The organism is Shewanella hafniensis (genome assembly GCF_019655335.1).
Taxonomy (GTDB): Bacteria; Pseudomonadota; Gammaproteobacteria; order Enterobacterales; family Shewanellaceae; genus Shewanella; species Shewanella hafniensis.
In genome coordinates, this window is record NZ_BPFD01000032.1 from 14,197 (window position 1) to 40,438 (window position 26,242).

The 26,242-nt window shown below is 45.1% G+C and carries 21 protein-coding genes and 2 pseudogenes; 5 read left to right on the forward strand and 18 right to left on the reverse strand.

Features of this window, described 5'->3' with window-relative positions:
* Positions 1–8 precede the first annotated feature (8 nt).
* Positions 9–2,114, forward strand: coding sequence for a phytase (locus K5Q99_RS10780; protein WP_220776868.1), 2,106 nt, complete (start codon positions 9–11; stop codon positions 2,112–2,114).
* Between the two features lie 290 nt (positions 2,115–2,404).
* Here K5Q99_RS10780 and K5Q99_RS10785 read toward each other — a convergent pair whose 3' ends face one another.
* Positions 2,405–3,001 carry a VF530 family protein gene (locus tag K5Q99_RS10785; RefSeq protein WP_220776869.1) on the reverse strand — a complete coding sequence of 199 codons (597 nt, stop codon included), beginning with the start codon at positions 2,999–3,001 and terminating at the stop codon, positions 2,405–2,407.
* A gap of 533 nt (positions 3,002–3,534) precedes the next feature.
* Between K5Q99_RS10785 and K5Q99_RS10790 the strand changes: the two genes are divergently transcribed.
* Positions 3,535–5,145, forward strand: coding sequence for an ABC-F family ATPase (locus K5Q99_RS10790; RefSeq protein WP_106650538.1), 1,611 nt, complete (start codon positions 3,535–3,537; stop codon positions 5,143–5,145).
* 206 nt (positions 5,146–5,351) lie between these two features.
* Complete coding sequence (locus K5Q99_RS10795; RefSeq protein WP_173913200.1) at positions 5,352–5,507, forward strand: hypothetical protein; 156 nt, start codon at positions 5,352–5,354, stop codon at positions 5,505–5,507.
* Positions 5,508–5,510: 3 nt separating this feature from the next.
* Here the strand turns inward: K5Q99_RS10795 and K5Q99_RS10800 are convergent, their stop codons facing one another.
* The 6 genes from K5Q99_RS10800 to K5Q99_RS10825 form a co-directional block, all read right to left on the reverse strand.
* Positions 5,511–6,137, reverse strand: a complete 627-nt coding sequence (locus K5Q99_RS10800) for a Fic/DOC family protein (RefSeq protein WP_105252522.1) — start codon at positions 6,135–6,137, stop codon at positions 5,511–5,513.
* Positions 6,138–6,256: 119 nt separating this feature from the next.
* Positions 6,257–6,841, reverse strand: coding sequence for a hypothetical protein (locus K5Q99_RS10805; protein ID WP_220776870.1), 585 nt, complete (start codon positions 6,839–6,841; stop codon positions 6,257–6,259).
* 21 nt (positions 6,842–6,862) lie between these two features.
* Complete coding sequence (locus K5Q99_RS10810) at positions 6,863–7,291, reverse strand: hypothetical protein (RefSeq protein WP_220590277.1); 429 nt, start codon at positions 7,289–7,291, stop codon at positions 6,863–6,865.
* A gap of 109 nt (positions 7,292–7,400) precedes the next feature.
* A complete protein-coding gene (locus tag K5Q99_RS10815) occupies positions 7,401–8,558 on the reverse strand; it encodes a DUF1570 domain-containing protein (protein WP_220776871.1) in 1,158 nt (385 codons plus the stop codon).
* Between the two features lie 19 nt (positions 8,559–8,577).
* Positions 8,578–9,639 (reverse strand): HNH endonuclease, encoded by a 1,062-nt coding sequence (locus K5Q99_RS10820; RefSeq protein ID WP_220776872.1) that lies wholly within the window; start codon positions 9,637–9,639, stop codon positions 8,578–8,580.
* Entirely contained in the window at positions 9,629–10,309 is a 681-nt protein-coding gene (locus K5Q99_RS10825; protein ID WP_220776873.1) for a class I SAM-dependent methyltransferase, read from the reverse strand. Before K5Q99_RS10825 ends, K5Q99_RS10820 begins: the two co-directional genes overlap by 11 nt.
* A gap of 391 nt (positions 10,310–10,700) precedes the next feature.
* Here K5Q99_RS10825 and K5Q99_RS10830 point away from each other — a divergent pair, with 391 nt between their 5' ends.
* Entirely contained in the window at positions 10,701–12,335 is a 1,635-nt protein-coding gene (locus tag K5Q99_RS10830) for a diguanylate cyclase (protein ID WP_220776874.1), read from the forward strand.
* A 106-nt stretch (positions 12,336–12,441) separates the two neighbouring features.
* Here K5Q99_RS10830 and K5Q99_RS10835 read toward each other — a convergent pair whose 3' ends face one another.
* From K5Q99_RS10835 to K5Q99_RS10880, 11 genes and pseudogenes are all read right to left on the reverse strand, one after another.
* On the reverse strand, positions 12,442–13,491 hold the full coding sequence (locus tag K5Q99_RS10835; protein ID WP_220776875.1) for a protein-glutamate methylesterase/protein-glutamine glutaminase: 1,050 nt from the start codon (positions 13,489–13,491) through the stop codon (positions 12,442–12,444).
* A 3-nt stretch (positions 13,492–13,494) separates the two neighbouring features.
* Positions 13,495–14,115, reverse strand: a complete 621-nt coding sequence (gene cheD, locus K5Q99_RS10840) for a chemoreceptor glutamine deamidase CheD (RefSeq protein WP_012089258.1) — start codon at positions 14,113–14,115, stop codon at positions 13,495–13,497.
* Positions 14,102–14,947, reverse strand: coding sequence for a CheR family methyltransferase (locus K5Q99_RS10845; RefSeq protein WP_012089259.1), 846 nt, complete (start codon positions 14,945–14,947; stop codon positions 14,102–14,104). Before K5Q99_RS10845 ends, cheD begins: the two co-directional genes overlap by 14 nt.
* Positions 14,948–16,942, reverse strand: coding sequence for a methyl-accepting chemotaxis protein (locus K5Q99_RS10850; RefSeq protein WP_220776876.1), 1,995 nt, complete (start codon positions 16,940–16,942; stop codon positions 14,948–14,950). It lies immediately after the preceding gene.
* Between the two features lie 5 nt (positions 16,943–16,947).
* A complete protein-coding gene (locus tag K5Q99_RS10855; RefSeq protein WP_006081686.1) occupies positions 16,948–17,460 on the reverse strand; it encodes a chemotaxis protein CheW in 513 nt (170 codons plus the stop codon).
* A gap of 10 nt (positions 17,461–17,470) precedes the next feature.
* A complete protein-coding gene (locus tag K5Q99_RS22880) occupies positions 17,471–17,710 on the reverse strand; it encodes a chemotaxis protein CheW (protein ID WP_373317051.1) in 240 nt (79 codons plus the stop codon).
* A complete protein-coding gene (locus K5Q99_RS10860; protein ID WP_373317052.1) occupies positions 17,700–19,643 on the reverse strand; it encodes a chemotaxis protein CheA in 1,944 nt (647 codons plus the stop codon). Before K5Q99_RS10860 ends, K5Q99_RS22880 begins: the two co-directional genes overlap by 11 nt.
* Before the next feature lie 17 nt (positions 19,644–19,660).
* Positions 19,661–20,026, reverse strand: a complete 366-nt coding sequence (locus K5Q99_RS10865) for a response regulator (RefSeq protein WP_028759902.1) — start codon at positions 20,024–20,026, stop codon at positions 19,661–19,663.
* A 3-nt stretch (positions 20,027–20,029) separates the two neighbouring features.
* Positions 20,030–21,720: pseudogene (locus tag K5Q99_RS10870) on the reverse strand (SpoIIE family protein phosphatase).
* Positions 21,721–21,728: 8 nt separating this feature from the next.
* Positions 21,729–22,013 (reverse strand): STAS domain-containing protein, encoded by a 285-nt coding sequence (locus tag K5Q99_RS10875; protein ID WP_028759900.1) that lies wholly within the window; start codon positions 22,011–22,013, stop codon positions 21,729–21,731.
* A 14-nt stretch (positions 22,014–22,027) separates the two neighbouring features.
* Positions 22,028–23,170 (reverse strand): annotated as a pseudogene (locus K5Q99_RS10880) (methyl-accepting chemotaxis protein).
* Between the two features lie 277 nt (positions 23,171–23,447).
* On the opposite strand from K5Q99_RS10880, the gene K5Q99_RS10885 reads away from it, so the two are divergent.
* The gene (locus K5Q99_RS10885; RefSeq protein ID WP_220776877.1) at positions 23,448–26,153 is read left to right on the forward strand and encodes an acetate--CoA ligase family protein; all 2,706 of its coding nucleotides are present in this window, start codon (positions 23,448–23,450) and stop codon (positions 26,151–26,153) included.
* Positions 26,154–26,242 lie beyond the last annotated feature (89 nt).

Genomic DNA, 26,242 nt, shown 5'->3' on the forward strand with positions numbered 1-26,242 from the left:
ATAACATTATGAAAAAAACTTTACTATCATCCGCCGTATTGCTCGGCCTTATCGCCAGTCATACGCCCTTGACTGCCATGGCAAATACCATCAGCGTCGATGTTCAAACCATAGCGGGCCATAAGGGCAGCCAAGCACAGCCACTCATCTTTAATCAGGACAAACAGAGCGATATCACTCTGTCTCACTGGCTCTTTGCCAGCGAACAGCAAGGACTGATGTTACAAACCGTTTTGATGGCACAAACGCAACAAGGCAGGCAAACGACCCCACAAGCGCCCTTGCCTACTGCGAGTTTACTGGTGCAAGGTGACTTTGAATTACTCGCCTTTAGCGATCCCTATGCCTTAACGCTCGATCGCAAAGCCGACCGCGTGCGTCCTATTATGCTCAAAGAAATCAATGGCAAACCGACGACCAATATCTTGCCCTTGCTGCCCATGGGTCATTTCGAGATTAACTGGATCTGTATTCAGCCCCGCACTCAGGATGGCAATGTCTACGCGTGGTTTGGCGGTGAAAGTGGTAAGAGCGAGCAGTGGTTATTGGGTAATGCCGCGCATTTCTCACCTAAGCTAATGCGCAGCCAATCGATTCCGGTTAACAGCACGGACTGCGCTATCGATGGCGATACGCTGTATGTCAGTGAGCCCGAAGCGGGTGTATGGCAGTTTGATGCCAGCTCGTTTGCCGATACTCGCGCTAAGCTCATCTTCCCCGCGCTCGATAATCACATCACCGGCTTAAACCAGCTGAACGGTCAATTGCTACTCAGTGATAAAAACGGCAAAGTGATGGACGACAAAGGCGCTCAAATACTGAATTTTAGCGCGCCATCGACAAAAACCAACGATAAAACCGAGGTAAAAGCGATAACCAAGGCGCAGCGCTTAAGCCTTGTTATAAACGCGAACACATCAGCCCAAGCAAAAACTGCGACGTTTGCTCTCTATGATGATAAAAACGACCGCTATCTTTTTACTGAGCAAACCTTGTCACCAGCTTTGCCACAAGCCTTGACACAAGTGTCACCCCAAAAGTTACTCGCCACATCCTTGCCGAGTACTAACACAGCCGCCGATGCACAAGCGAGGCCAACAACAGTTGCGGAAAATATTGTAGAAATCCCCGCTTGGGTTGAGAGCGCGCCATCTGATAGACCGGGCGATACTATGGATGATCCCGCCATTTGGGTGCATCCTACTGACCCCGAAAAAAGCCTGGTGCTTGGCACCAACAAACGTTGGGGATTATTGAGTTTTAATATGCGCGGCGAGCAAGTTCAAGCGCTGCCATCGGGCCGGATCAACAATGTCGATTTACGCCAACGGGTCAAACTTGGTGGAAAGTCACGCGATATCGCAGTCGCAACCCAGCGCGAACACGACAGCCTCGCCTTTTATGAAATCGACGCCGCAGGCAAGATTACTGAATACCCAAATCAAGCAACTAACATGACGGATATTTACGGCATGTGTCTGTATCAAGATGAGCAAACCTTATACGTGTTCGCTAACGAGAAATCTGGCCGCATCGCCCAATATCGTGTTGATTGGAAACAAAATGGGCCAAGCATCACACTAGTGCGGGATATTCACACCCCAAGCCAAGTTGAAGGTTGTGTGGTCGATGAAGCGCAACATGCGCTGTTTATCGGTGAAGAAGACAAAGGCATTTGGCGCTTTAATGCCAAAGCAGATGCCAGTACAGAGGGCAAATTGATCATTAAGGCCGAAGGCGATTTAGTCGCCGATGTTGAAGGGATTGCTCTGTATCAAGGTGCGAGCATTCACGGCAAAAAACAAGATTTGCTGGTGGTATCCAGTCAAGGCAATAACAGTTATCTGCTTTATCAAACTAAGGCACCTTACGCACAGGTGGGACGTTTCCGCATTGGGGTGAACTTGAACGGCATGGAAAACGGCCGCGAAACCAGCATAGACGGCGCTTCAGAAACCGATGGGCTGGCCGTCACGCATTTGCCCGTCGGCCATGGTGTTTGGCAACAGGGAATGCTGGTGGTACAGGATGGTCACAACCACTTACCCGATGCCAACCAAGCGTTTAAATGGTTACCTTGGAGCAGCATAGTCAAACAACTCGACATGCAATAGGGCCAATTTATTGCTTGAAATGCCACTGCGGATAATGCGTTATGCAGGTAACGATTTGCACTTAGCGCAACGCGAACGAAAATTGAAGGGGTTAACTATTTATGCAGGTAATATGCAAATTCAAAATAATAACCCCCGATAATTTGCTAACCAGCATTCAATAAATTGAATTATTAATCAAAAAAAAGAGGTTAGCCAAGAACTACGGCTACCCTCTTTCGTTTACACCCGCCTAAATCGTCTATCACACAGTTAAAACAATAACTTCATTCAGGGCGACTAACATCGAATTAACTGCGCTTAGTACCCCAAGGATCGTTATCATCCGTCGATGGGCTTGGTCCTGAACGCTCAGTCATTCTGGAATCATTTCTTGAATCATATCTGGGTTCGCTGCGACGCTGTGAGCTGCTATTGGACGAACCATAGCCAGAACCCGTTCCCCGTCCACCCGCAGTTTTTTTGCCAGCGCTTTTACCCACGTCATTACCAAAGCGCTTGCCAGAATTTGGACGGCGGTTACCCGCTTCGTACTCGGCGCTGGCTTTGGCTTGCATTTCAGCGATAGATGCTAATGTTAGCTCCATCGGTTTACGCGGGACGATACCTGAGGCAAAACCACGTTCACGTGGCTTAAGATCAAACTGCTCACCGACGGCTTTAGGCATACGCTTGAATCGGTATAAGTAGAAGTTTTCCACTTTCTCCCGCGCCCATTCGGTCTTTTTGAGGAAAATGATACAAGCCTCAATGGTCGGGTTAGTGTTAAAGCAGCCTAGCTTTAATGCCGCGTATAAAATTTTCCAACCATAAAAATCGACTAACTCAGTGATCATTGTCTCGAGTTTAAGGCCGTGTAATGGGTTGTTCTGTTGCTCTTCTATCATGGGAATTCCAAATCCAGCCCAATTGGCTGATTTTAAGGTATTAGTTTACGGTATTGAGTGGTTAAACGAGTGACTTAATTCGCTACAAAACTCGCGACACTTAGATCTTACAGTCCTAAAGCCTTCAACTGAGCCATTAAATTTTAGCCGTAAAATCTGCTGCTCGACAAAACTGCGGGAATAATAACGGTAAATACGCTAAACGCCTTCTTTTATTTGCGCTAGCAAGGTTTGGCGTCGGCTTTAGTACAAAGAAATAATACCGCAAGCTGGCAGTTTAGATCGGCATATCTGCGATATCATGCAAACGCTATAAACTCACGCCTTCACCTATCCGCAAATAAACGCAACTGAAACGGCTCGATTTATCGCTGCGCATCACATACTAGCTCGCATATTTAGCCCTTAGTCTGTATACTCCGCGACCTTATTATCCCCACTTTACTATTTTGGCTTAGAGTGGGTGAAGCGCATGTTTCATTTTGAGGCTTGTTTATCACAATCCCCGTTAGCAAATACCTAGGAAAGCTCCTTTGATCTCTACCGCGAACATCACGATGCAGTTTGGCCCAGAGCCATTGTTTGAAAACATTTCAGCGAAATTTGGCAATGGTCACCGCTATGGTTTGATCGGCGCGAATGGCTGTGGCAAATCGACCTTTATGAAGATCTTAAGCGGCGCGTTAGCGCCAACCTCTGGTAATGTGTCTATCACGCCCGGCTTAAAAGTCGGTACTCTGAGCCAAGATCAGTTCGCCTTTGAACAATACAGTGTGATCGATGCGGTGATCATGGGGGATGTTGCCCTGTGGAAAGTCAAGCAGGAACGCGATGCCATTTACGCCAATCCGAATATGACTGAAGAAGATGGCATGCGCGTTGGCGATCTTGAAAGTGAATTTGCCGAAATGGATGGTTACAGCGCTGAAAGTCGCGCCGGTGAAATTCTGCTCGAAGCGGGTATTGAAGAATCTTTCCATTACGGTCTAATGCAACAAGTGGCACCGGGCTGGAAATTGCGGGTCTTGTTAGCCCAAGCGCTATTTGCCAACCCAGATATTCTGCTGCTCGACGAACCAACCAACAACTTGGATATCCATACCATTAGCTGGTTAGAAACCGAGTTGAACAAACGTAAATGCACCATGATCATTATTTCCCATGATAGGCACTTCTTAAATGCCGTCTGTACCCACATGGCGGATATCGATTATGGCGAATTGCGCATTTACCCAGGTAACTACGAATACTTCCTCGCACAATCGGCATTGCTGCGCGAACAATTATTGTCGGGTAACGCCAAGAAAAGTGCTGAAATCGAAGAGCTGCAAGACTTCGTTAACCGCTTCGGTGCCAACGCATCTAAGGCAAAACAAGCCAGCTCGCGCGCGAAGAAAATGGACAAAATCAAGCTTGATGAAGTCAAATCATCAAGCCGTATCCACCCTTCTATTCGTTTCGATGCTGGCAAGAAAATGCATCGCCAAGCACTGATCCTTGAAGATTTGGCCCACGGGTTTGATGGTGAACTGCTATTCGAAGGCGGCGACTTAATCCTCGAAGCCGGTGCAAAATTAGCGATTATCGGCGAAAACGGCGTGGGTAAAACCACTTTCCTACGCTGCTTAGTTAATGATCTAGAACACAATAAAGGCGTGATCAAGTGGTCAGAAAACGCATCAATCGGCTACTGCCCGCAAGACAGCAGTGACGAATTTGATAACGACTACACGCTAATGGATTGGATGTCACAATGGCGCCAACCTAAGCATAACGATCTTATGGTACGCGCCATGTTAGGCCGTCTGCTGTTCACCGAAGATGATGCGAACAAGAAAGCCCGTAACTGTTCAGGCGGAGAGAAAAACCGCTTGTTATTCGGTAAGTTAATGATGCAAGACATCAACGTGCTGATCATGGACGAACCGACAAACCACATGGACATGGAAGCCATCGAAGCACTCAATAATGCATTGAAAGACTTTGAAGGCACTTTGATATTCGTCAGCCATGACCGTGAGTTTGTATCGTCGCTCGCTACACGTATCATTGATATTAAAGATAAAAAAGTGATTAACTTCCAAGGTACCTTCGATGAGTATCTTTCAAGCCAAGCTGAAATGGAAGCGAGAAAAAGCGCGTAATGTTGTGCTTTGATAAACCTTAATCGGCTATGTCAGCTTGATTAAAAGAGTCGTCATTGGAGAACCTACTGACGACTTTTTATCGATATCTAAAGAGCGATATGATTGGTAAAACATGAAGTATTGCTGCTTTGGGCCTTGGATACACAGCTGTCTATTCGTTATCTAGAGTGCTATAATTCATGCACTTAATTGAGGTTGATCCGATGAAAACTAAATCAAAAAACACACAAGTGACTCAAAATCGACTCTATCGCGCTGTGGCCAGTTCAACCGCTATTGAGACGGGTAAAACTACGGCTGAAGTTGAAGCAAAATTGAAGGCCAAAAAAAGCCGTTTCAGTCATTTGACCTTAGCCTAAACTTCATTCGTTTTTAGCGCTGAGCACATCGTTTACCAAACGAGCCATATGTTGATAATCCCCACCCAACCCTGCTTGAATTGACTTAAAATAAAAATCTCTATTTTGTTCCCAAATCCCATAATCAAGTGGGAGATAACCCGCCTTTACTGCCATAACATCGAGTATCAAACGTGACAAACGTCCATTTCCCTCTCTAAATGGGTGAATTAGGATAAATTCCACATGACTTTCAGCCAAGTAACTCACAACTTCATCTCTAGAAAATGAATTTAAACCATTGAACTTGCTTAAATATTCCTTTTCAAACTGAGTGAGACACTTAAGTATTTGAGCCGCTGCCGTAAATTCGAAACCACCTTTTCCCATATTGACTGTACGCCGCTCACCAGCCCAGTAATAAACATTACCGAGCCATTTTCGATGCCACTCAAAGAGCATACCAACCGATAGATGCTCGCTTTCAATAACACCAGATTGAAACACGTACTCATAAAGCTTTAGTAACAACTGTGTCTCTACCTCTGCCATATCCTCTTCATCGGTTATCGCGAGTTTGTTACGAAGTATATGGCCGCCAGAACCGGGTTCGAATTCATCTTCGGTAGTGCCAATATGATATTTCGACATGATAATAGACCCGCTAACTGTAATAACTAATAGAAAAGCAAATATCCGAGTCACAGACAACTTAACACAACTACTCGATGAGATTGACCACACAAGTCTTTGAAATAGGTATGTAGAAACTATGGGCTATAAATTAGCTTATTAATTTTTTTAACCAATGTCTCACGATTTTTAGCCAGTTTAAAAATTGTCGGCAAATGTCGAATGACTATCGGCTCTGACTCGAATACCGCATCGCGATCTTTGGCTTGAATATAATCACGGATCTGAAGCATCATCTGTTTATTAAATGCCCAAAGTGAATGACCTTTAAACTCAAGGGAATAAAATGAATCATTGGGCCATTCAAGTCGATGTTTCTGTTTTGCCATACACTGATAACAACAAATAAGACCAAGATCTGTACCATCTGTAAAAGCACTGTTCGCCCTATGTTCCCAAGTCGAAGTACCTTGGTATTTTTCTGGCAATTTTTCCCGCCAAGAAGCATCCAATAGCGGAGGGAAAAACAGCACACCAGGCCATTTATGGGCAAATCTTTGATTAAACTGCTTGATCTCAAACTGCCGACCCTCAAATAAATGCACATCTTTTTTCTCTAAACGAAAAACATGGGCAAAGGTAAAAGTGGCGCAGCCAGTACAATGGGGGCAAGTAACCTCAACTCCGTTTGGTAGGCTAAAAAACTCATAAAATCCTGTCATTGATATGACATTCCAAATGATTTAGAGACTAATTTGGAGCTCATCAATTTTCCAACCACCTTCATTTATCATGCTAATTCTTTGTTTTTCATTCGCCTCCGATGCATTACCACAGAGATCTTTTTGTGCATATTCAAGGACGGCCGTATCCCCTTCTATCACCTGCGACACTAAGGTGAGTGCTTTGCACTTGGCAGCGGCTTTTGAAAATGAAAGATAAGATGCGATCACTTCATCGCGGGATAGCTTCATCTGCTGCATATACTGCGGGAACTTAGACTCAACATTCGCTTGCTTACGTTGGGTATAGTAAGCCTTGTCCTCTTGATAACTTATCCCCTGCTGTACTTTAGCATTGTACTCGTCATACACTTCACTCGGCGATTTAGGCGTTGTACAACCTATCAGCACAAGCACAGATATGGGCAGTAAGAAAATCGATTTCATCATCGAACCTCCAAAACTAGACATGTATTATCAATAAAAGTGAAATAATCCTTTTTAGTAACTCTGTCATACCTTTCCTTTAAAAATAGATAATTAAGATTTTTAAACTGAATTAACGCCACGTTTTCCAATCATGATCCAGTTGTTTGATGCCACCAGGATAACGTGTAAATAGTTCATCGATTACTTTAGCTTGGCAGCGTTGCTCACTCAATTGCAGCAAAAGCTGCTTTAAGGTCACTCGACCTTGGCGAGTGCTAAAGAGGAAAGCCATAAAACTGTGAGCATGCTGGTATAACGCAGCTTGTTTTTGCCCCTGCCAATCATGGTCTGAAGCCGTTAATAGTTCACTCAATCCCATTGATAAAGGAATAGATTCGTCGACGACACGATATGCGTGACTTCGGCTGGTATTGTTTTGAATGATGGCATCATAACGATTATTTGTATCAATCGTTGCTAGAAAAGCGGGCGATTCAAAATATTCCGCCATGCCTTCATTAAACCAGCGCGGAGTATGACCAAATTGACCCGCATTAATGACATGAACGCTTTCGTGAATTGCAGTACGAAACGCTTGAGCATCTTCTCTGTGCCAAACTGCGGCCAAATTATGCTGACTTGAATAGAATCCTTGGCTTGCACCTACCGTGGATGCGTACTGTCTTTTAAGTTTATTATAGGCAGTTAAATTGCCTGCAAGCATCAAGTTAACCTTAATGGGCTGTAGGGTGCGCTTGGGTAGATATTGACGATAAATTTGATCGATTTGATTGATAGTGCTGGTCAGTCGGTCCCTAAAAAATGGCGGTGGAGTACTGACTAAGGAATCAATGTTCAATTCGAAATTGTATTTAGGTTCAGTATATTGAGTTAACTTACTCTCAGCTGATGCATGATTTATATCAGAAAAATGAGTTATGCCATTCTCATCAACCCAAGTATAAACACCCCCCACTTTTTGTTGTGCAATGCGTCCTTCTTGCACAGTCAACAAATCACAACCTAGGTACTGATCTTCACCATGATATTCATCTACTTGCTGATTAGTATTTGGCAGATCATTAACACGAGTCATTAATGGCATAGAGCTCGCTGAACACCATTGCCAATTCTGTTTTATACAAACTTGCTGTAACGGCTGAGCTAGCTCTGCAAATACTTGGGAAAACTCAACACGAAACCAACGACCATGATAATGATCAATCAGTAGCGCTAAAATCGCCATGATGAACAACATCAAAAAACTACGCTTAAATCGGCTATCCATCGCCCGTTTTCCTCAATATCTAAATTGCTGTGCTCGATAAGTCATTATCTGTCGCGTTAAAAGGCACAAAGGTCTTTTTATCGAGCCATAGAGGCGAGCGATTTTGTCCTGCAAGCTGATAGGCCCAAGTGGTGATGGCTTCGGAGCGATCACTCTCACAGACGAAATATCGGCTGAGTTCAGAGTGCAACGCTTGGCCGTGCTGGATAATATTTTGCTCATACCAGTTATCTTTATGGTGCTGAGCGGCAAGATGATCGCGTTTATTGTTATTGCAACTGCTATGAGCGAGGACAAAATTATGGCCTAAATCATTAGGATATCGTGTCCAAGGAATAAAGTGATCCACTTCACCAGTTTCTTTTAATGACTTATGGCAATAGAAGCATTGGCCTTTTTGGATATCAAGTAGTAAAGGTCTGGCGTGAGTGATCGTTTGTCGGTCACTGCCAAATAGAAACTCGCTTAAATTGCCTTTATTGCCAATAACGACCTGATTTGCGGGAAACTCGGCGACTTTCTGCACCCATTGAGTACGAGCCAATGACACCACTAAATCGTGAAATCGCCTGAAGCAAAATGCTATGCCCGGATTTAACTCAATGTAATTTTTCGTTTTATCATGGGGATAAAGAAAACAATCTGCGCTTCGGGACAAAATTTGTAAGCGCCATAACGGACCCTCTTTAAAGGTAGCGCGTGTTTTACGCAATAAAGCTGGATAACTAAGATGCGCTTTTAACTGGGATAAACTGTTAACGCCTTGATTACGTAGCTCAATCAAACTGTTGATTAAGGCTGATTGCTTTCCATTATTTTGAAGTAGAACAAAATGCGCATTAACGGCACCAAAAGGTAAAGAGTGTTGCCAATAGAGTTCAATAAACTTTTCTACCAGCTCATCAATACTGATGGCGGTTCTCTGTTCAGGATCGGCATTAAGTATTAATGGCCGTTCGATGCAGACATCTGCGATCGCATGCAGTAAGGCAAATTTGTATGTTGCAACGAAATCACCTTCCACTAACAGACGTTGTAAATAGCTAATAAATTCAACTTGTTTTCTCGCATCAATCGGCATTCAGTCGCTCCTGAATAATAACGCTTGCTTCAGGTGCATTTACGCTTGGCATCAGTTTGGATATAAAAACTAGCGTCTGCCAATGCACTTGTGTGCGACCGAGTTTGTCAGTCTCATCTTGGCTCGAATCTAAAAGTTGTAGCTGACAATCTGCAGCCAATGTGAGCAGTTCATCAGCACTAACGGGGTGCATAACGCGCGCATCGGGGCTTGGACCATGGCGCAAACTGATGACTAAAAGTCCCGTCAAATTGAGTAAACGTGAGAGTGTTGCCAGTGCAAGTGGGCGCTCAGAGGGTGATAAATGCATCCACACAGCGCTGAGTAAAATCAGATCAAACTGTTGCGCTAGGCCAACCACTTTTTGCAACTGAGGTAAACTATCCTCAATCCAGCTCACGGGCAAATCTCGGGTTAACACCTGCCCCATTTTCGCTAAAGTAATAGCAGGTTCGATTGCTATAATTTGCGTTTCTCTGCCCTGTGCCCTTTGGGCTAAGTAATGCACATCCCGCCCAGAACCGGCTCCAACATCCAATATCGACAGTGTATTTTTGGCGAGTAGAGGTAAAAGATGATGTAACCAACTTGAATGCACTTCTTCAAAGGTTTTAGACAAATACTGTGCCGCGAGTATTTCGGCGTGGTCATTATAAAATGCTATGCTCACTGACAACGATCCTTTTGCAACAAGTGATTGTTTTTAATGAGGCTAACTTATCACAATCGCTTTTGATACAAAATACACGTCATCATTATCCTGCTGTTTTACATAAAATATTTTACGTTTTGCCGTTTTATGTCACAACGCGAATATTGGCGATTTAAAAAGGAAGTCTATTTAGGGAAGCGACATCTCTACATTTCTCCGTCGTTTTTTTTGCAGTGGTTTACACTCTATTAGTCAGAGAGAAAATACGCGCAATTGATTGAATCTGTTGCATCCTTCTGTGGAGAACAGAGTCAATTTTAGTATCAGTGTAAAAGGGTTTCATCGTCTCGGGCTGTGACGACATCGGGATGAAAGCCTATGGCTCAATCATTTAGGATATCTATCGCCTATGAGTTTTGAAGATTCGTTAGAGCAGCTTAGACGACAGTTTTTACATGCGCTTCCGGATAAAAAGAAGCAAATCATTACCTTGTGGATTTCATTGCGGAAAAATTGGGACGCACACATGTTGTCCGCCGTTTATCGCGAGGTGCATAACTTAAAAGGATCGAGCGAAACCTTTGGGTTGTCGGATACCAAACACATAGTCGATAAACTCGAGTTGCAGCTTAAGGGCTTGCTCAATGCCCCCGCCCCCGAACTGCCTACCATTAAAAGCTTAGATACCCTCTTCCATCAATTGTTACAAAACAATAGGCGCGGTCAACCGTCGGCTCCAGTAGTGGAGGCGCAAATGCAGCAAAGCCCTTATAAACCATCAAAGGCGCGCCATGAACACCATATTGCCATCATAGAAGACGATAATAACGTGGGAGTTATGATCACTAAACAGCTGCGGGAATTCGGTTTTAGTGTGCAGCACTTTTTGGATTTCACGAGTTTTCTGGTAGTGCAAAATGAATCGCCCTTCGATCTAATTTTATTAGATTTAATTCTACCCGATTGGACTGAAGAAGCCTTGTTCGAAGCTGCTACTGAGTTTGAGAAAAACAATACTCGAGTGTTTGTTTTATCGTCGCGGGGGGATTTTGACATGCGGCTATTGGCCATTCGCGCCAATGTCAGCGAATATTTTGTCAAACCCGCTGAAACCACCTTATTGGTGCGCAAAATTCATCAATCTCTCAAGATGTCAGAGAAACAGCCTTTGAAGGTATTACTGGTGGATGACCAACAATCTATGGTGGATTATTTTTCAAGCCTATTACGCAGTCACGGTTTAATGGTGAAAGGCTTGTCGAGTGCCGAGCAAGTGTTACCCGCCCTTGAACAGTTTGAACCCGATCTGTTCATCTTCGATTTATACATGCCTGAGGTCAACGGGCTTGAGCTGGCAAAGATGATCCGCCAACTGGATAAATACACCTCTAGCCCCATCCTAGTGTTGAGTTCTGACGATACTATGCAGAATAAAGTCAGCATCATACAAGCGGGATCAGATGACTTGATTTCGAAGCAAACTGCGCCGAGCTTATTTGTCGCCCAGGTGATTTCTCGCGCCCAGCGTGGCCATGATATTCGCAGTTCGGCAAGCCGCGACAGCCTAACAGGGCTGTTAAACCATACCCAAATTCTGGTTGCCGCGAGACGTTGCTATAACGTGGCTAAACGAATTAACTCTCAAGTGTGTATTGCTATGTTCGATTTAGATCACTTTAAGAAGGTTAACGACACCTATGGCCATGCTGGTGGTGACAAGGTGTTGCTGGCCTTTGCCCATCTGTTACAACAATCCTTACGGCAAACGGACTTTACCGGTCGCTACGGTGGCGAGGAATTTATGCTAGTGCTGCCAGATATGCAAAAGCCACTAGCCATTGCTAAGTTAAATGCGATCCGCGAGAGCTTTAGCCATATTGTATTTGTCGAAGGTGGCGTCGAGTTTAAAGTGACGCTCAGCGGCGGCTTAGTGTTCTCGGACGAATGTGAAGAGTTTCAAGATTGCTTATTACTGGCGGATAAACACTTGTACGAAGCGAAACGATTAGGCCGAAATCAATTAGTGGTTTCACCAAGTGAGTAGGATTGACTCAATTAACCCAGCCACGGTATCAGTCAAGCCGTCATGTCTTATTATCTGGCTCACCGCCAGATTGATGGTTAATGTTGAAGACCATTCAATGTCGCCATCACAGTGAGTTTAAGTGGTTGATAAGTTTGTTCGGCATCTGCGATAACTCCACCACATAATCTACCGCACGGCATTTTATCGCTTCTCGTGGCATACCAAATACCACACAACTTTGTTCATCTTGGGCAAAAGTGGTGACACCTTTTTGATGCAGTGCCACCATGCCTTCTGCGCCATCTTTGCCCATACCGGTTAAAATCATCGCGCTGATATTAGGCGCGGCGCATTGGGCCAAGGCCGTAAACATCACATCGACCGAAGGTCTGTGGCCACTGACCTTTTCATCTTGGGTTAATTTGACTTTATAACTGCCACCCACTTTGATGATCTCAAGATGATGATCGCCAGGGGCAACATAGGCATAACTGGGCAAAAGTCGCTCACCGTGCTCGGCTTCTTTGACTGTGATCCGCGACAATCGATTTAAGCGTTCGGCAAAAGTGCGGGTAAAACCCGCTGGCATATGTTGGGTGATCACTATCGGTGGCATAGCCGCAGGTAAGTGCTGTAATACATACAAAATGGCTTCGGTGCCGCCAGTAGATGCGCCTATCGCGACTAAATGCTGAGTCAGGGTTGTATTGGCTAATACCGGCCGCTTACTCGACACTGGCCGTACTGGCTCAACAAATTTCTGCGGCTTGATGAGTTTGGCTTTCGCGGCGGATTTGATCTTATCTAAAATCAAATCCTGATAATCATGGATACCTTGGGGCGAGTCTAATTTCGGTTTAGGGATAAAATCCACCGCGCCTAAGGCCAAGGCATTAAAGGTCGCATCCGCGCCCTGCTCGGTTAACGATGAAATCATCACTACAGCTGTAGGTCTGGCTTTCATCAAGCGGTCCAAAAATGTTAAACCGTCTACTTTGGGCATTTCAATGTCTAAGGTAATCACATCGGGGCGAAATTGATTCACCAGATCCTTGGCCTCATAGGCATCGGCAGCAAGCCCAACCAGAGACAACTCAGGGTCAGCCTCAATCATTTTACCCAGTAGGCTGCGCATCAGCGCTGAATCATCAACAACGAGTACTTTGATCGTCATAACTTAATCACCAAATAGTTCAACGTCGCCGCCCGTGGGGAGATTACGAACCCGTAAGCGGTATTCACTTTCCCGGTCAAGAATGGTGCTGTTGTGCATGGTCTTAATTTTGCGCACTTTCACTTTGCCCGTATGGGGAAAGAAATACACCTTACGTGGATACACATCGAGTAAATCGGCCGCAATGATAGGGATATTTTCAAGATTGAGGTATTCAATCACAAACTCCGCATTACGCTCACCAATATTGTGTACAGTAAAACTACGCAACATGTTGCCGCCCCCAAACACCTTAGCTTCGAGTGAATTACGCTGCGCGCCAAGCTTGAGCAAGTCGTTGATTAATAACTCCATCGCATACACACCGTAACGGGCTGAGTCGGCAAGCACCCCTGTGCAATTGCTGTTATCGCTTGGCAATAAGAAATGATTCATTCCGCCGATTTTGAGCTTAGGATCATACAAACACACGGACACACAGGAGCCTAACACTGTCACTATCATGGTATCTTCACGGGTGGCAAAATACTCGCCTGGCAAGATCTTCACTGCATCGCAACCAAAATGGTGGTCATGATAGCGATTAGGCTCTGAAATGGCATATTCGATATTAGGTTTTAGCACTCATGAGCCCCTTCACTGGCCGATAGGTTGTTTGGCCTACGGCAGTGATAATTTGCGGGAACATGTTGAAATTTTCAGAATGCCCCGCAATATAAAGCCCATCCTCGCTGAGGGAGTTCATCATGTGTTTTAAAATGACTTCCTGGGTTTCTTTATCGAAATAAATCATTACATTTCGGCAAAAAATCACATCGATTGGCGTTTTTAACGACCAAAATGAATCGAGTAAATTGATGCGAATAAATTTGATCATTTGTTTTAATTCAGGCACCACGCGCACATTCCCCAACTGTGCTCCGCGTCCGCGGTGAAAAAACCGTTTCTTACGGATATCGCTGACAGTATCGATCCTGTCTAAGGGATAAATGCCCATTTCAGCCTTTTTAAGCACCCCGCTGTCGATATCGGAGGCAATGATCTCGATAGGCGTTTTAAAACTGTTGAAATGTTCAGCGACGACAATGGCTATTGAGTAAGGTTCTTCCCCTGTGCTACTGGCAGCACACCAGATCCTGCGCGTATCAGGGTTATCGATTAAATACTGTTTTAACACCTCAAAGTGATGCGGTTCCCTGAAAAAAGCCGTTTGATTAGTGGTTAACGCATTAATAAATTCTTGATGCTCGTTTTCATGACTTAACAGGTGCTCAAAATAAGCCGAAAATCCGGCTAATTTCAATGTCCTGATCCGCCGCACTAAACGGCTATACACCATAGCATCCTTGCTATCGGCGAGCTTGATCCCCGCTAAGCGATATAGCGTCGTCCTTGCGGTATTAAAATGCACCGATGTATAGGCAAACTCTCGATCCAATGGTTTATTTTCGCTCAATTAAAATTCTTCCCATTCATCTTGATCTTGCTTTATGGGCTTCATCGCATTAGTTTTAGGTTTATCTGTAGCCCTTGCTCTTGCTACAGGTTGTAGCTGCTTAAGGGGTTTCACCGCTTTCGCTTTAGGCGCTGCTAATCGCGCGTTACTGTGCCTTGGGGCTTCATCCTCATCGTCTACGCGAAAGCTGGCAACACTGTCCGACAGTTGTTGTGCTTGGGATTGCATACTTTCGGCTGCAGCGGCCGCTTCTTCAACCAAGGCGGCGTTTTGCTGCGTCATTTCATCCATTTGCACTACGGCTTTACTGATCTCATCGATACCTATGGCCTGCTCATTAGAGGCTGAAGCTATCTCCGCCATGATGTCGTTCACCCGTTTAATGGCGATGACGATTTCCTTCATGGTATCGCCGGACTTACCGACAAGGCTGTTGCCACTCTCGATTTTAGACACAGAATCTGAAATCAATGCCTTGATATCTTTAGCGGCATTGGCCGAACGTTGGGCTAAGCTGCGCACTTCTGATGCGACCACAGCAAAGCCGCGCCCTTGTTCTCCTGCCCGCGCGGCTTCTACCGCGGCATTAAGCGCTAAGATATTGGTTTGGAATGCAATACCATCGATAACACCAATGATGTCGGCAATCTTACGCGCCGATTCATTAATCGATGCCATGGTCTGCACCACTTGCTGGATAAGCTCACCACCGTCCACCGCGACTTCCGAAGCTTTGGAGGCTAAGGCATTGGCTTGACTGGCGTTATCTGCATTGAGTTTCACTGTACCTGTGAGCTCCTCCATGCTGGCCGAGGTTTGCTCTAGGCTCGAAGCTTGCTCTTCGGTGCGGCTGGATAAATCGGCGTTGCCTTGGGCTATTTCTGCCGAGGCGGTATTGATAGTATCTGCCGCTTGCTGGATATCTTGGATCATGAAGGATAGCTTTTCAGCCGTTTGATTTGAATAATTTTTCAAATCATTAAAGGTGCCTTCATAGTCGTTATAAATGCGGGTGGTGAGATCGCCATCCGCGAGCGCCATTAGCACGCGCGCCACATCTTGTAGCCCACGGTCCGAGGTTTCAATTAGCGAATTTAAGTTGTTCGCCAGCATCAGGAAGAAGCCCTGTTTGCCGTCTGTGTCCGCCCTTTGGGAGAAATCTCCCGCTGCTGCTGCGGTCACAATGCGGGAAATTTCTTGCTCAGTTTGCACTTCAATAGTGCGGTCGAGCCATTCAACCACAGTCCCTAAACGCTCGCCTTCTTTAGACACTATGGGGCTAGCGGTTAAACGGAAATGGCAGCTAGCGACCTTAATCAGCGATTCATATTTGCGGTCTAATTTATCGAGTAAACTTGCTTGGTGGGCAGGATTGCGGTGGAAGATATCCATCGAACTACCGATGATTTTATCCACGGAAAAGTGCGGTAAGGCTTGACGGATCTCACTTTCAGAATGGCGTAGCATAGTTTCGACCGAGCGATTCATATAAATGATCGTACGGTTAGCATCGGCTATCATAACGTTGGTACTGGTATTATTGAGCGCTTCAAGAATGCGTTGAGTTGCGCGCTCGGCTTCGATACTTTCGGTGCGATCTATCCACTCAACACCTGTGCCTAAGTGTTTATTTTCAGCCGTGATAATTGGCGTCAGAATCAACCTAAAGGTACGCTTGCCAATGGTGATTTGTGCAGTATGGGACTGAGTTAAGCGCTCTAATAGATTGCGTTGATGCGCTGGATTTTTGTGGAAAATATCAATATTACTGCCGAGCAGTTTAGCGACCGAAAATTGGGGTAACTCTTTACGAATATCGTCCTCGGCCTCTTGCAGCAAACGGACAACGGCTTTATTCGCATAAATAATATTGCGCTGACTGTCAGCGATCATAAAGCTGTTGCCACTGTTATCAAGTAGCTGAAAATAGCGCTGACGCTCTTCATCCCTTTGCTCACGCGCCTCATCATTGCCAAAAAATTTGAAGATACTCATTATTGTTACTCCTGATCAGTCAGACTATTTGCATCAATTAGACCCAGCTCATCACTGCTGATCAGAGCCTGAATATTTACTAAAATGATCATCTTATCCTCGACCGTGGCTAAGCCTTTGAGGTAGCGGCTATCGAACGCCACTCCAAATTCTGGGGCAGGTAAGATTTCCTCCGCCGACAGCTTAATCACATCGGAGACGGCATCGACCACTATGCCGACTATACGCTCGAATACGTTGAGCATAATGACGATAGTGAATTCGTTATATGTGACTGCTCCAACGGCAAATTTCATCCGTAAATCCACTATAGGCACTATGTCACCGCGTAGATTAATCACGCCTTTTATAAAGTTAGGGGCGTTGGCGATTTTAGTGACTGACTCATAGCCGCGGATTTCTTTCACAGACATAATGTCGAGGGCATAGTGCTCTTCACCGAGCATAAAACTCAAAAACTCCACCTCATCATGGGCGTTGTATTCCACTTTGGCGGTCATAGTTGATCGACTCTCCATGGCTATTTCCTTAATTTTTAATGTGCAATGCGAGCGATTCGACATCGAGGATCAACGCGACGCTGCCATCGCCCATGATGGTGGCGCCGGAAACACCGGGGATCCTGCGATAATGTTTTTCAAGACTTTTAATCACCACTTGCTGCTGGCCAACTAAGGCATCAACGCACAGGCCAAAGCGCTTGTGGTTGCTTTCGAGCAATACGACTATGCCCTCTTCTGGGCAGCGGGCATTGGGCTCAATTTCCATCAGCTGATAAAATTTCCATCAGCTGATAAAGATTGAGCAGAGGTAAGTACTCTTCACGTACTTTTAAGAGTCTTTCTTTGGCGAGAAATTTAAGTTGTTCCGTTTGCGGCTGAATAGATTCTATGATGTGCACTAAGGGCAGAATGTAAATCTGATTTCCCACAGAAACCGTCATACCATCGACAATGGCGAGCGTGAGTGGCAACTGGATTTCAAAGGTTGAGCCTTGGCCCTCAACCGACTCAATATCAATGCGTCCACCTAAGGCTTCAATATTACGGCGCACCACATCCATACCGACACCACGGCCAGACACATCCGTGACTTCCTCCGCAGTTGAAAATCCTGCGGCAAAAATCAATTGCCAGACTTGCTTGTCGCTACTGTTATCAGCCACTTGCAAACCATTTTCCCGCGCCTTTTGAATAATGCGTTCACGATTTAAGCCTGCGCCGTTATCGTGCACAGCGATAACGATATTACCGCCCCTTTGACTGGCTTTAAGGGATAACACACCCACTTCGGATTTACCCGCTGCGAGCCGTTTTTCAGGTTTTTCGATACCGTGATCTAAACTATTGCGCACTAAGTGGGTCAGTGGATCGACGAGCTTTTCAATCATGCCCTTGTCAATTTCTGTGTTGCCACCTTCAATCACGAGATTGACATTTTTACCCAGTTGCTCAGAAAGGTCCCTCACTAAACGGTTGAAACGGTTAAACACAAAAGATACCGGCAGCATACGCACCGACATCACAGCTTCTTGCATCTCACGGGTATTACGTTCCAATTCATTGAGTGCGGTCTTGAGTCGCTCACCTAAATCGCCCGTCATCTCGTTACCAATGAGAGTCAACATGGACTGAGTGATCACCAGCTCGCCCGCGAGATTGACCAAAGTATCTATTTTGGAGGTTTCGACCCTTAAGGTGGCATCCTGAGCCGACGCGGCTGGTTTTTTTGTTGCTGTTTTTACCTCTGTGGTATTGGGCTTTGGGGCAACGGATGAGTTTGATGTTGCGTTTGAACTCAGTATTGCAGGCGAGCTTACTTTCACAGAAGGACTCGTGGGCACGGTTGAAACGAGTACGGTGGGCTCAGTCGCTTTGGCTTTAAATAGGGTGTTTTTGGATTGGCTACTTCCAGTTTCCTTGGCTTGATGTGCTCGAGTGGTCGCTGGCTTATAAACCTTCTGCACTAGCGATTTCGAACTTAATAACTCGATTTCATTGGCGAAGGATTCTGGCGTTAATGCTTCAAAAAAACCAAAACCTAACTCATCATCGTCAATTGTCACATCACACAGCTCAGCATTACACTCTTTATTATTTGCCACACTGTCAGCGCTGATGTCTTCCGCTTGATAAGCCTCATCAAAAAATCCAAAGTCTTCACCTTCGATGGCAATATCACGTGCCATTTCATCTTCAAAAAATCCAAAACCCAGATCTTCTGCCTCCACTGGTGCGGTCAGTGTTGCATTTATGATGGGAGTGCTAGCGGCGTCTGTACCATTACGTATCGCAACTGATGAACTAAAAGGCTCACCATTTAACGCTGCAACCAACTGGCTTTTACTGTATTCGACCTCCTGCCAATCAATCTGCTCTTCTTCGCGGTACAAGCTCAAGATATGGGATAACGTGTCCACAGTACTCAGCAGTAAATCGATAATAGATGACGTTAATTGGAAGTTACCCTTGCGCGTTTTATCCAGCAGGTTTTCCATCACATGGGTGACACTGGTTAATGCGGTAAAACCAAAAATACCACTGCCGCCTTTTATAGAATGTGCAGCACGGAAAATAGTGTTCAGTTCTTCAGGATCGGGAGAAGCAAGGTCCAATGCCAATAGCAATTGTTCCATATTTTCAAGATGTTCATGACTTTCTTCAAAAAAGACCTGATGGAACTCGGCCATATTGATGGACATAGCGCACCCCGTTGCAGTTAACCCAGCACTTTAGCCGTAATAGCCAACAACTTTTGAGGATCAAAGGGTTTTACCATCCATCCCGTCGCACCCGCGGCTTTCCCTTGGGCTTTCATGTCATCGCCCGCTTCCGTGGTGAGCATAATGATCGGCGTACGCATAAATGCCGACATAGCACGTAAGGATTTAATTAAGGTCAGCCCATCCATTCGAGGCATGTTTTGGTCTGTCAGAATGAAGTCAAATCTCTGCCCATTACAGATATCGAGGGCTTCTCGACCATCTTTGGCCAGTACCACTTGATAATTAGCCGATTTAAGGGTCGCTTCGACCATTTGTCGAATTGCTGCGGAATCATCAACAATTAATATTCTTTTACTCATGCGCTATTCCATTATGACTTTAGTTATATTCCCTGGCGGTACTAATTCGTAGGTCTTAGATAATGTTTTCACCAGTGATAAACCACGACCAGACAATTGAGGAATGTCTGCAATGATGTTTTCATCACCCGCAAAACCCTTCCCACTGTCACTCACACTTATATGTAACTCATTTTGCGATGAGCACCAGATAATACTCACTTTCACCCAATCATTTAATGTAAGTCTGTCAGCAAAACTGTCCCTAATACTATGGTACAATTCAAAGCCTTCTGGATCGTTTTTTAGCCGAGAATCTAATTTTAGTACACCATGATCAATAGCGTTGCTAAATAACTCTGCGACAACAGTAAAAACCCGTTGACAGAAATTAGTCGCAAATCCCAATATGCTGAGAAACTGATTCAATGAACTTAAATAATCAGCGCTGAGTAACATAGGCCCTGCAATACTGACATCCCAGCAGAACTCACCATCCATAATAGATTGCACTCGGCTGACGTCTCTGCTTTGATGCCAACGGCTTAGTTTCTCGAAATCTAAAGTGCAAATCGTAATATCATCTGCAATATTTTCAGCAGAGCAGTACTCATGCATATTTTCATTCAAATAATGGGTAAGCCCACCGGACAAATTAATAAACAACGCTTTTAATTTATCGATACCAAATGGGCGTTCTTCATGGGTATATTGCTCAATTAAACCGTCACTAAAAAGACAGGCATGGCCATTAAGCGGTAAATCAACGGTGAAAACATCAGCAATAAAAGTGTGTGGCGGCAATATGCCCAGCGCCATATTGGTTGATTTAAATTGTTCAATCGCGTTATGGGATAAGTTGTCGCACTCATTGGACTGAATATACAGAGGAGGCATACCACCATTCCAAATGTGTAATTTATTACGATTAAAATCGGCTTCCAAAATAATACAGGCAACAAATCTGTCTTCTGGATTTTCACGGTGAACCTTGGTATTCAACTCGTAGATCAGTGTAATTAAAGAAAAACCCTTTGAAACCATAGCCCTAAATGTGCTCGCGACACGCATAATGGGCATGGCCGCACTCAGGCCATGACCTGTAGAGTCGGCTAGAATTAGGAAGAAATTGCCATTGGGGGCCATACCATTAAGGATAATATCACCACTAAAATTGGCACTTGCTTGACAGTAGGTCTTCACAAAATCAAAGTCCGTGTTATCAATATTGACTAAGTGCTCAAACAAATGCCGGGCCATGTGTTCTTCTCTGGTCTTTTCATAAAGCATTTTTTCAAGTTCAATTCTTTGATGCTCTACTTTATGCTGAAGTTGCACTCGGGTAAGTAAACATTCAACCTTGTACCAAAATATTTCAACATTTATCGGTTTAACAACAAAATCCAAAACCCCATTCTAAAACAGGCTAACACGGATTGATTTTCTTTTGTCTCGCTCATGACGATAACAGGTGTTTCTTTTTTATCCTTATTCAACTTATCCAGTAACGCCAGTGCGGTACCATCCTTTAACCAATAGTTAATCAGAATTAAATCAACCGTATTTTGCGTTATTTCAAATAAACCTTCTTCTAGATCACTACAAACAATAACGTTGTAACCTTTGCTATGAATAAAGTCACTGATCCTTTGACTCGCAATAGCGTCATCATCGATAACTAAAATAAAATGTTCCGGCTGAGTAAGCGATACCATAATGAGTGTTACTCTATGATGTAGATTTTCTGCATATTGGCAATACTAAGGATTTCATTCGCCTGACCATGTGCACCTTTAACAGACGTAGAAATATGTAACTCCTGCGCCTTACGATGCAGCAGTACCATCATGCCTAAAGCGGAACTATCCAAATAAAGCACTCGACTAAAATCTAAAATAATATGGTTAACCTCTGGAAGCGTTAAAATATCTTGATAATCACTGGTGAATTTCTTGTGGTAATAAAAGTCAAAGCGCTCTGGCAATGAAATCACTTTAATATTTGACATTGTGTTATCCCTAATTAAAAGAGTTCAATTTCACCACAGGTAATTTGGTCCCTCGATACCGGATTGTGCGTCTCCTGACGCCGACGACTCATTTGTGTCGTGATGCCATCACCTTGTATGCCAAATTCCTGTTGCGACATGTTGGTGATGTGATTGAGCGATTCTTTTAAGTGATGTAGGGATTGATTGGTGTAAATCAGGCTTTGGGAGGTGATATCACTGAACTGCAAGCCACGGATCGTATCTGAGATAGCTTGTTCGAGTTCATGTGCCGATTAATCTATGCGTGCAATCACTTGAGAATCCTTCTCTGCTTTGACGATAATCTGCCTTAGTGCAGTATCAATATCCTTTTTTGCATCAATAATATAGGTCATATCTTGTGCGGCAACTTTACTCACGTGTACGGTTAATTGCTCTATCTGAACTTGAATCGATTTAAGCTGCTTTTGAATACCTTCACTAAAACCAGCACTGCGGGTAGATAAAGCCCGCACCTCATCGGCCACCACCGCAAATCCCCTGCCTGCATCACCCGCCCGCGCCGCTTCAATGGCCGCATTTAAGGCGAGTAAATTGGTCTGGGAAGAAATCTGGTCTATATCCTGTAAGGCTTTCATTGCTTGGGGCATAGACTCATAGATGAGATTGACTTTTTCCAACAACTCCATAGTAGATGCCGACATTTCAATGGTGGATTGGATAAAGCGCTCTAAGGTCAGAGAGGTATTATTGGCGAATTGTTTCATTTGGTCTGAATGGAATAGCTCTGCATCATCAGTGCTTTGGACAAGCGCTGAAATGAAGCCTGTTTGCTCCGTCATTAATCGCCCTAAACCATCGAACGACTCGCCCAGTAAATTGACTGCATCGCCCTGCACCGCAAGTACGCTGTCAATGTTAGATTCACAACTGTTGAGTGTGGTGATCGTTTCTTGATACAGACTGATGTGGGCTTGCCAGTCGGCGGCAAGTTGGGTGTTTGAGGACTTATCATCGTGCTGTTGAACTGATAGCTTTTGCTGGTGCTGATAAAATTGCCAAAGCAACATAATCAACACGGATATAATCGGCCCGATAGCCAATAAAGTGATTAAACCCAGTAAATATCCAACGCCTGCCGCAAGTAACGCAACGACCCCATCCTTGTATGTCATATGGATTTCACAATAATTGTACAGTGATTAAAAAGTAGTTTGGTACTGAGCAATTTTCAAACATGAAAGTGAAATTTTTCACATTGTTACGTGTCGCAATGCGGAAAATGCAGTTATCACAGGATAAGTCCACAGAATTGGGCTCAGATTCTCAGTAAATGACTGTAAATTCATGATTTGCTAATAAACTTACCTTAATCGAACCCGAAACTTAAACTGGGCAGTACTCATACCCTAGGTTACACTGGAAGCGTCATTGATTGGGATGGAATCGCTTATGAGTCAACGTACATTACACTCCTTATTTAAACCGACTTCCGTAGCCATTATCGGCGCTTCGAATACCGAAAAGCGTGCGGGTAATGTGCTGATGAAAAACCTGCTCTCCAGTGGTTTTTCGGGTCCTATCATGCCCGTCACCCCAAAATATCGGGCTGTAATGGGCGTGCTCGCCTATCCCAATATTGAAGCTCTTCCCATCAAACCCGATTTAGCGGTTATTTGTACCCGCGCTTGCCGTGTACCCGCGATTGTTGAAACTCTGGCGCAATTTGGCTGTAAGGTGGCCATTATTATGGCAGCGGGAATGGCGCAGGAATTTAACGAAGATGGCGTGAGCCTGCTCGACCTTGCCATGCAAAATGCTAAGCGTTACGGGATGCGCATTCTGGGGCCAAATAGCTTAGGAATGCTATTACCCCCATTGGGATTAAACGCCAGCTTAGCCCACGCCAGCGCCCTACCGGGCAAAATAGCCTTTGTGTCTCAATCGGCCGCCATTTGTACAACGGTACTCGATTGGGCCAATAACAAAGGTATTGGCTTTTCCTCCTTTATCTCCCTCGGTGATGCCACCGACATTAACTTTGACGAACTGCTCGATTACCTTGGCCGCGATAGCCGTACCAGCGCCATCATGCTTTATATCGACTCGGTGAATGAGAAGCGCCATTTCCTCTCGGCCGCTCGAGCCGCTTCACGCAATAAACCAATTCTAGTGATTAAATCGGGCCGTAGCGCCGAAGGTGCCCGCGCCGCAAAATTGCATACGGGCGGTGTTGGCGGTAACGATGCAGTGTATGAAGCGGCGTTTCGCCGCGCCGGTATGCTGCGGGTTAACGACTTAATTGAACTGTTTGCCGCGGTTGAAAGCCTTGCGCATTCCAATCCCCTGCAAGGTGAACGCTTAGGCATAATTAGTAATGGTGGCGGCCCCGCAGTGTTAGCGGTAGATGAACTCATTATGCGCGGCGGTAAATTGGCTGAGTTATCAGATGACACCATAGCCAAATTAGAAGCCGTGTTACCTAATACTTGGTCAAGGCAAAACCCTATCGATATCATTGGTGATGCAAACGCGTCGCGATATGCTAAAGCCTTGACTATCTTGATGGATTCCAATGAGCTGGATGCCATTTTGGTATTGCACTCCCCTTCGGCGCTCGGTGAAAGCGTTGAAATCGCCGATGCCTTGATTAGCGTGATCCATGCGCATCCGAAAAAGAATCGCCTTAATATTTTGACCAACTGGAGCGGCGAAGACTCTGCCTATCAGGCACGAAAACGCTTCACTAAGGGCGGCATATCCACCTATCGTACGCCCGAAGGCGCCGTGGGTGCCTTTATGCATATGGTTGAATACCGCCGTAACCAAAAACTGCTGCAAGAAGTACCGCAATCGATCCCCGACAATATTCCGACAGATAGCCACACGGCGCGTAAATTATTGCAAGCGGCTCAAGCGAAAGGAAAATCAGTACTCGAAACCCATGAGGCCAGCCCTATTTTGCGCGCCTATGGGCTGAACACTATAGACACTTGGTTTGTGAAAGATGCCGATGAAGCGGTGGCCATTGCGAATGAAGCGGGCTATCCCTTAGCGCTAAAAGTGCAATCCCCGAACATCTTGCATAAGTCCGATGTGCATGGGGTGATGCTCAATTTAACTTCAGCCGAAGATATCCGCCACGCCGCGAGTGCCATTACCCAAAGGGTGCATCAGGCCAATCCTGAAGCCATTATCGAAGGTATGATAGTGCAAAAAATGGCATTGACCGCTGGCGCTCAGGAAATCCGCGTGGCCGTGATAAGCGATCCCGTCTTTGGTCCAGCGATTTGTTTGGGTGAAGGTGGCTCAGAATGGGACCCCACCAATGATGCTGCCGTTGCCCTGCCTCCCCTGAATATGGCACTGGCGCGTTATATGGTGATCCAAGCGTTAAAGACCCATAAGTTAAAGGACAGACATTTACCACTGGGTCTAGACATGAATGCCCTGTGCGTGATGTTAACGCAAATATCCCATATTATTATCGATTGCCCTGAAATCGCCTCGTTAGATTTAAACCCAGTACTGGCCGCGGGTGAAAACATCACTCTGCTCGATGTGAATATCCGTTTGCATGATGCCAATGCCGACAGTTCATCGCGGATGGCCATCATGCCCTATCCGAAGGAATTAGAAGAATTCGCCGAGCTTAAAAATGGCCTTAAGGTAATGCTAAGGCCGATTCTGCCCGAAGATGAACCCAAGCATTTGGCTTTTGATAATTCGCTCTCCGATGAAGACAGATACAAACGCTATTTCGGGGTGCGCTCTAAAATGACCCATGAAGAAATGGCGGTATTAACCCAAATCGATTACGCCCGTGAGATGGCTTTTATCGCCACCGCCAAAGGTCCTGATGGCGATGACATCACCTTAGGTGCAGTACGGGCGTCCATCGACCCCGACAATACTGAGGCCGAATTTGCCATGGCTGTGCGCGGCGATCATCAAGGTATAGGTTTAGGTAAATTGTTGCTCGAAAAACTGATTAAGTATTATCAAGCCAATGATACGCCCGTGCTCACCGGCTTTACCATGTTCGAGAATCGCAATATGGCTAGCCTTGCCAAGAGTCTTGGTTTTAAGGTGACCTTCGATATGGAGGAGCATTTGATCAAAATGCATATGGATTTAAAGCCGCCCACTGATAAATAGCCTTATCCTGACTAACAAAAACGCCGCAATGATTTGCGGCGTTTTATTATCACAGCTGCAGGAATCCACAGTACAACCTCAAAGTTCAA

Coding starts and splice junctions, on each gene's coding strand:
- K5Q99_RS10780 (WP_220776868.1), top strand. CDS start 9: ATGAAAAAAACTTTACTATCATCCGCCGTATTGCTCGGCCTTATCGCC.
- K5Q99_RS10785 (WP_220776869.1), bottom strand. CDS start 3,001: ATGATAGAAGAGCAACAGAACAACCCATTACACGGCCTTAAACTCGAG.
- K5Q99_RS10795 (WP_173913200.1), top strand. CDS start 5,352: ATGAAAACTAAATCAAAAAACACACAAGTGACTCAAAATCGACTCTAT.
- K5Q99_RS10800 (WP_105252522.1), bottom strand. CDS start 6,137: ATGTCGAAATATCATATTGGCACTACCGAAGATGAATTCGAACCCGGT.
- K5Q99_RS10805 (WP_220776870.1), bottom strand. CDS start 6,841: ATGACAGGATTTTATGAGTTTTTTAGCCTACCAAACGGAGTTGAGGTT.
- K5Q99_RS10810 (WP_220590277.1), bottom strand. CDS start 7,291: ATGATGAAATCGATTTTCTTACTGCCCATATCTGTGCTTGTGCTGATA.
- K5Q99_RS10815 (WP_220776871.1), bottom strand. CDS start 8,558: ATGGATAGCCGATTTAAGCGTAGTTTTTTGATGTTGTTCATCATGGCG.
- K5Q99_RS10820 (WP_220776872.1), bottom strand. CDS start 9,639: ATGCCGATTGATGCGAGAAAACAAGTTGAATTTATTAGCTATTTACAA.
- K5Q99_RS10830 (WP_220776874.1), top strand. CDS start 10,701: ATGAGTTTTGAAGATTCGTTAGAGCAGCTTAGACGACAGTTTTTACAT.
- K5Q99_RS10835 (WP_220776875.1), bottom strand. CDS start 13,491: ATGACGATCAAAGTACTCGTTGTTGATGATTCAGCGCTGATGCGCAGC.
- K5Q99_RS10850 (WP_220776876.1), bottom strand. CDS start 16,942: ATGAGTATCTTCAAATTTTTTGGCAATGATGAGGCGCGTGAGCAAAGG.
- K5Q99_RS10855 (WP_006081686.1), bottom strand. CDS start 17,460: ATGGAGAGTCGATCAACTATGACCGCCAAAGTGGAATACAACGCCCAT.
- K5Q99_RS22880 (WP_373317051.1), bottom strand. CDS start 17,710: ATGGAAATTGAGCCCAATGCCCGCTGCCCAGAAGAGGGCATAGTCGTA.
- K5Q99_RS10860 (WP_373317052.1), bottom strand. CDS start 19,643: ATGTCCATCAATATGGCCGAGTTCCATCAGGTCTTTTTTGAAGAAAGT.
- K5Q99_RS10865 (WP_028759902.1), bottom strand. CDS start 20,026: ATGAGTAAAAGAATATTAATTGTTGATGATTCCGCAGCAATTCGACAA.
- K5Q99_RS10875 (WP_028759900.1), bottom strand. CDS start 22,013: ATGTCAAATATTAAAGTGATTTCATTGCCAGAGCGCTTTGACTTTTAT.
- K5Q99_RS10885 (WP_220776877.1), top strand. CDS start 23,448: ATGAGTCAACGTACATTACACTCCTTATTTAAACCGACTTCCGTAGCC.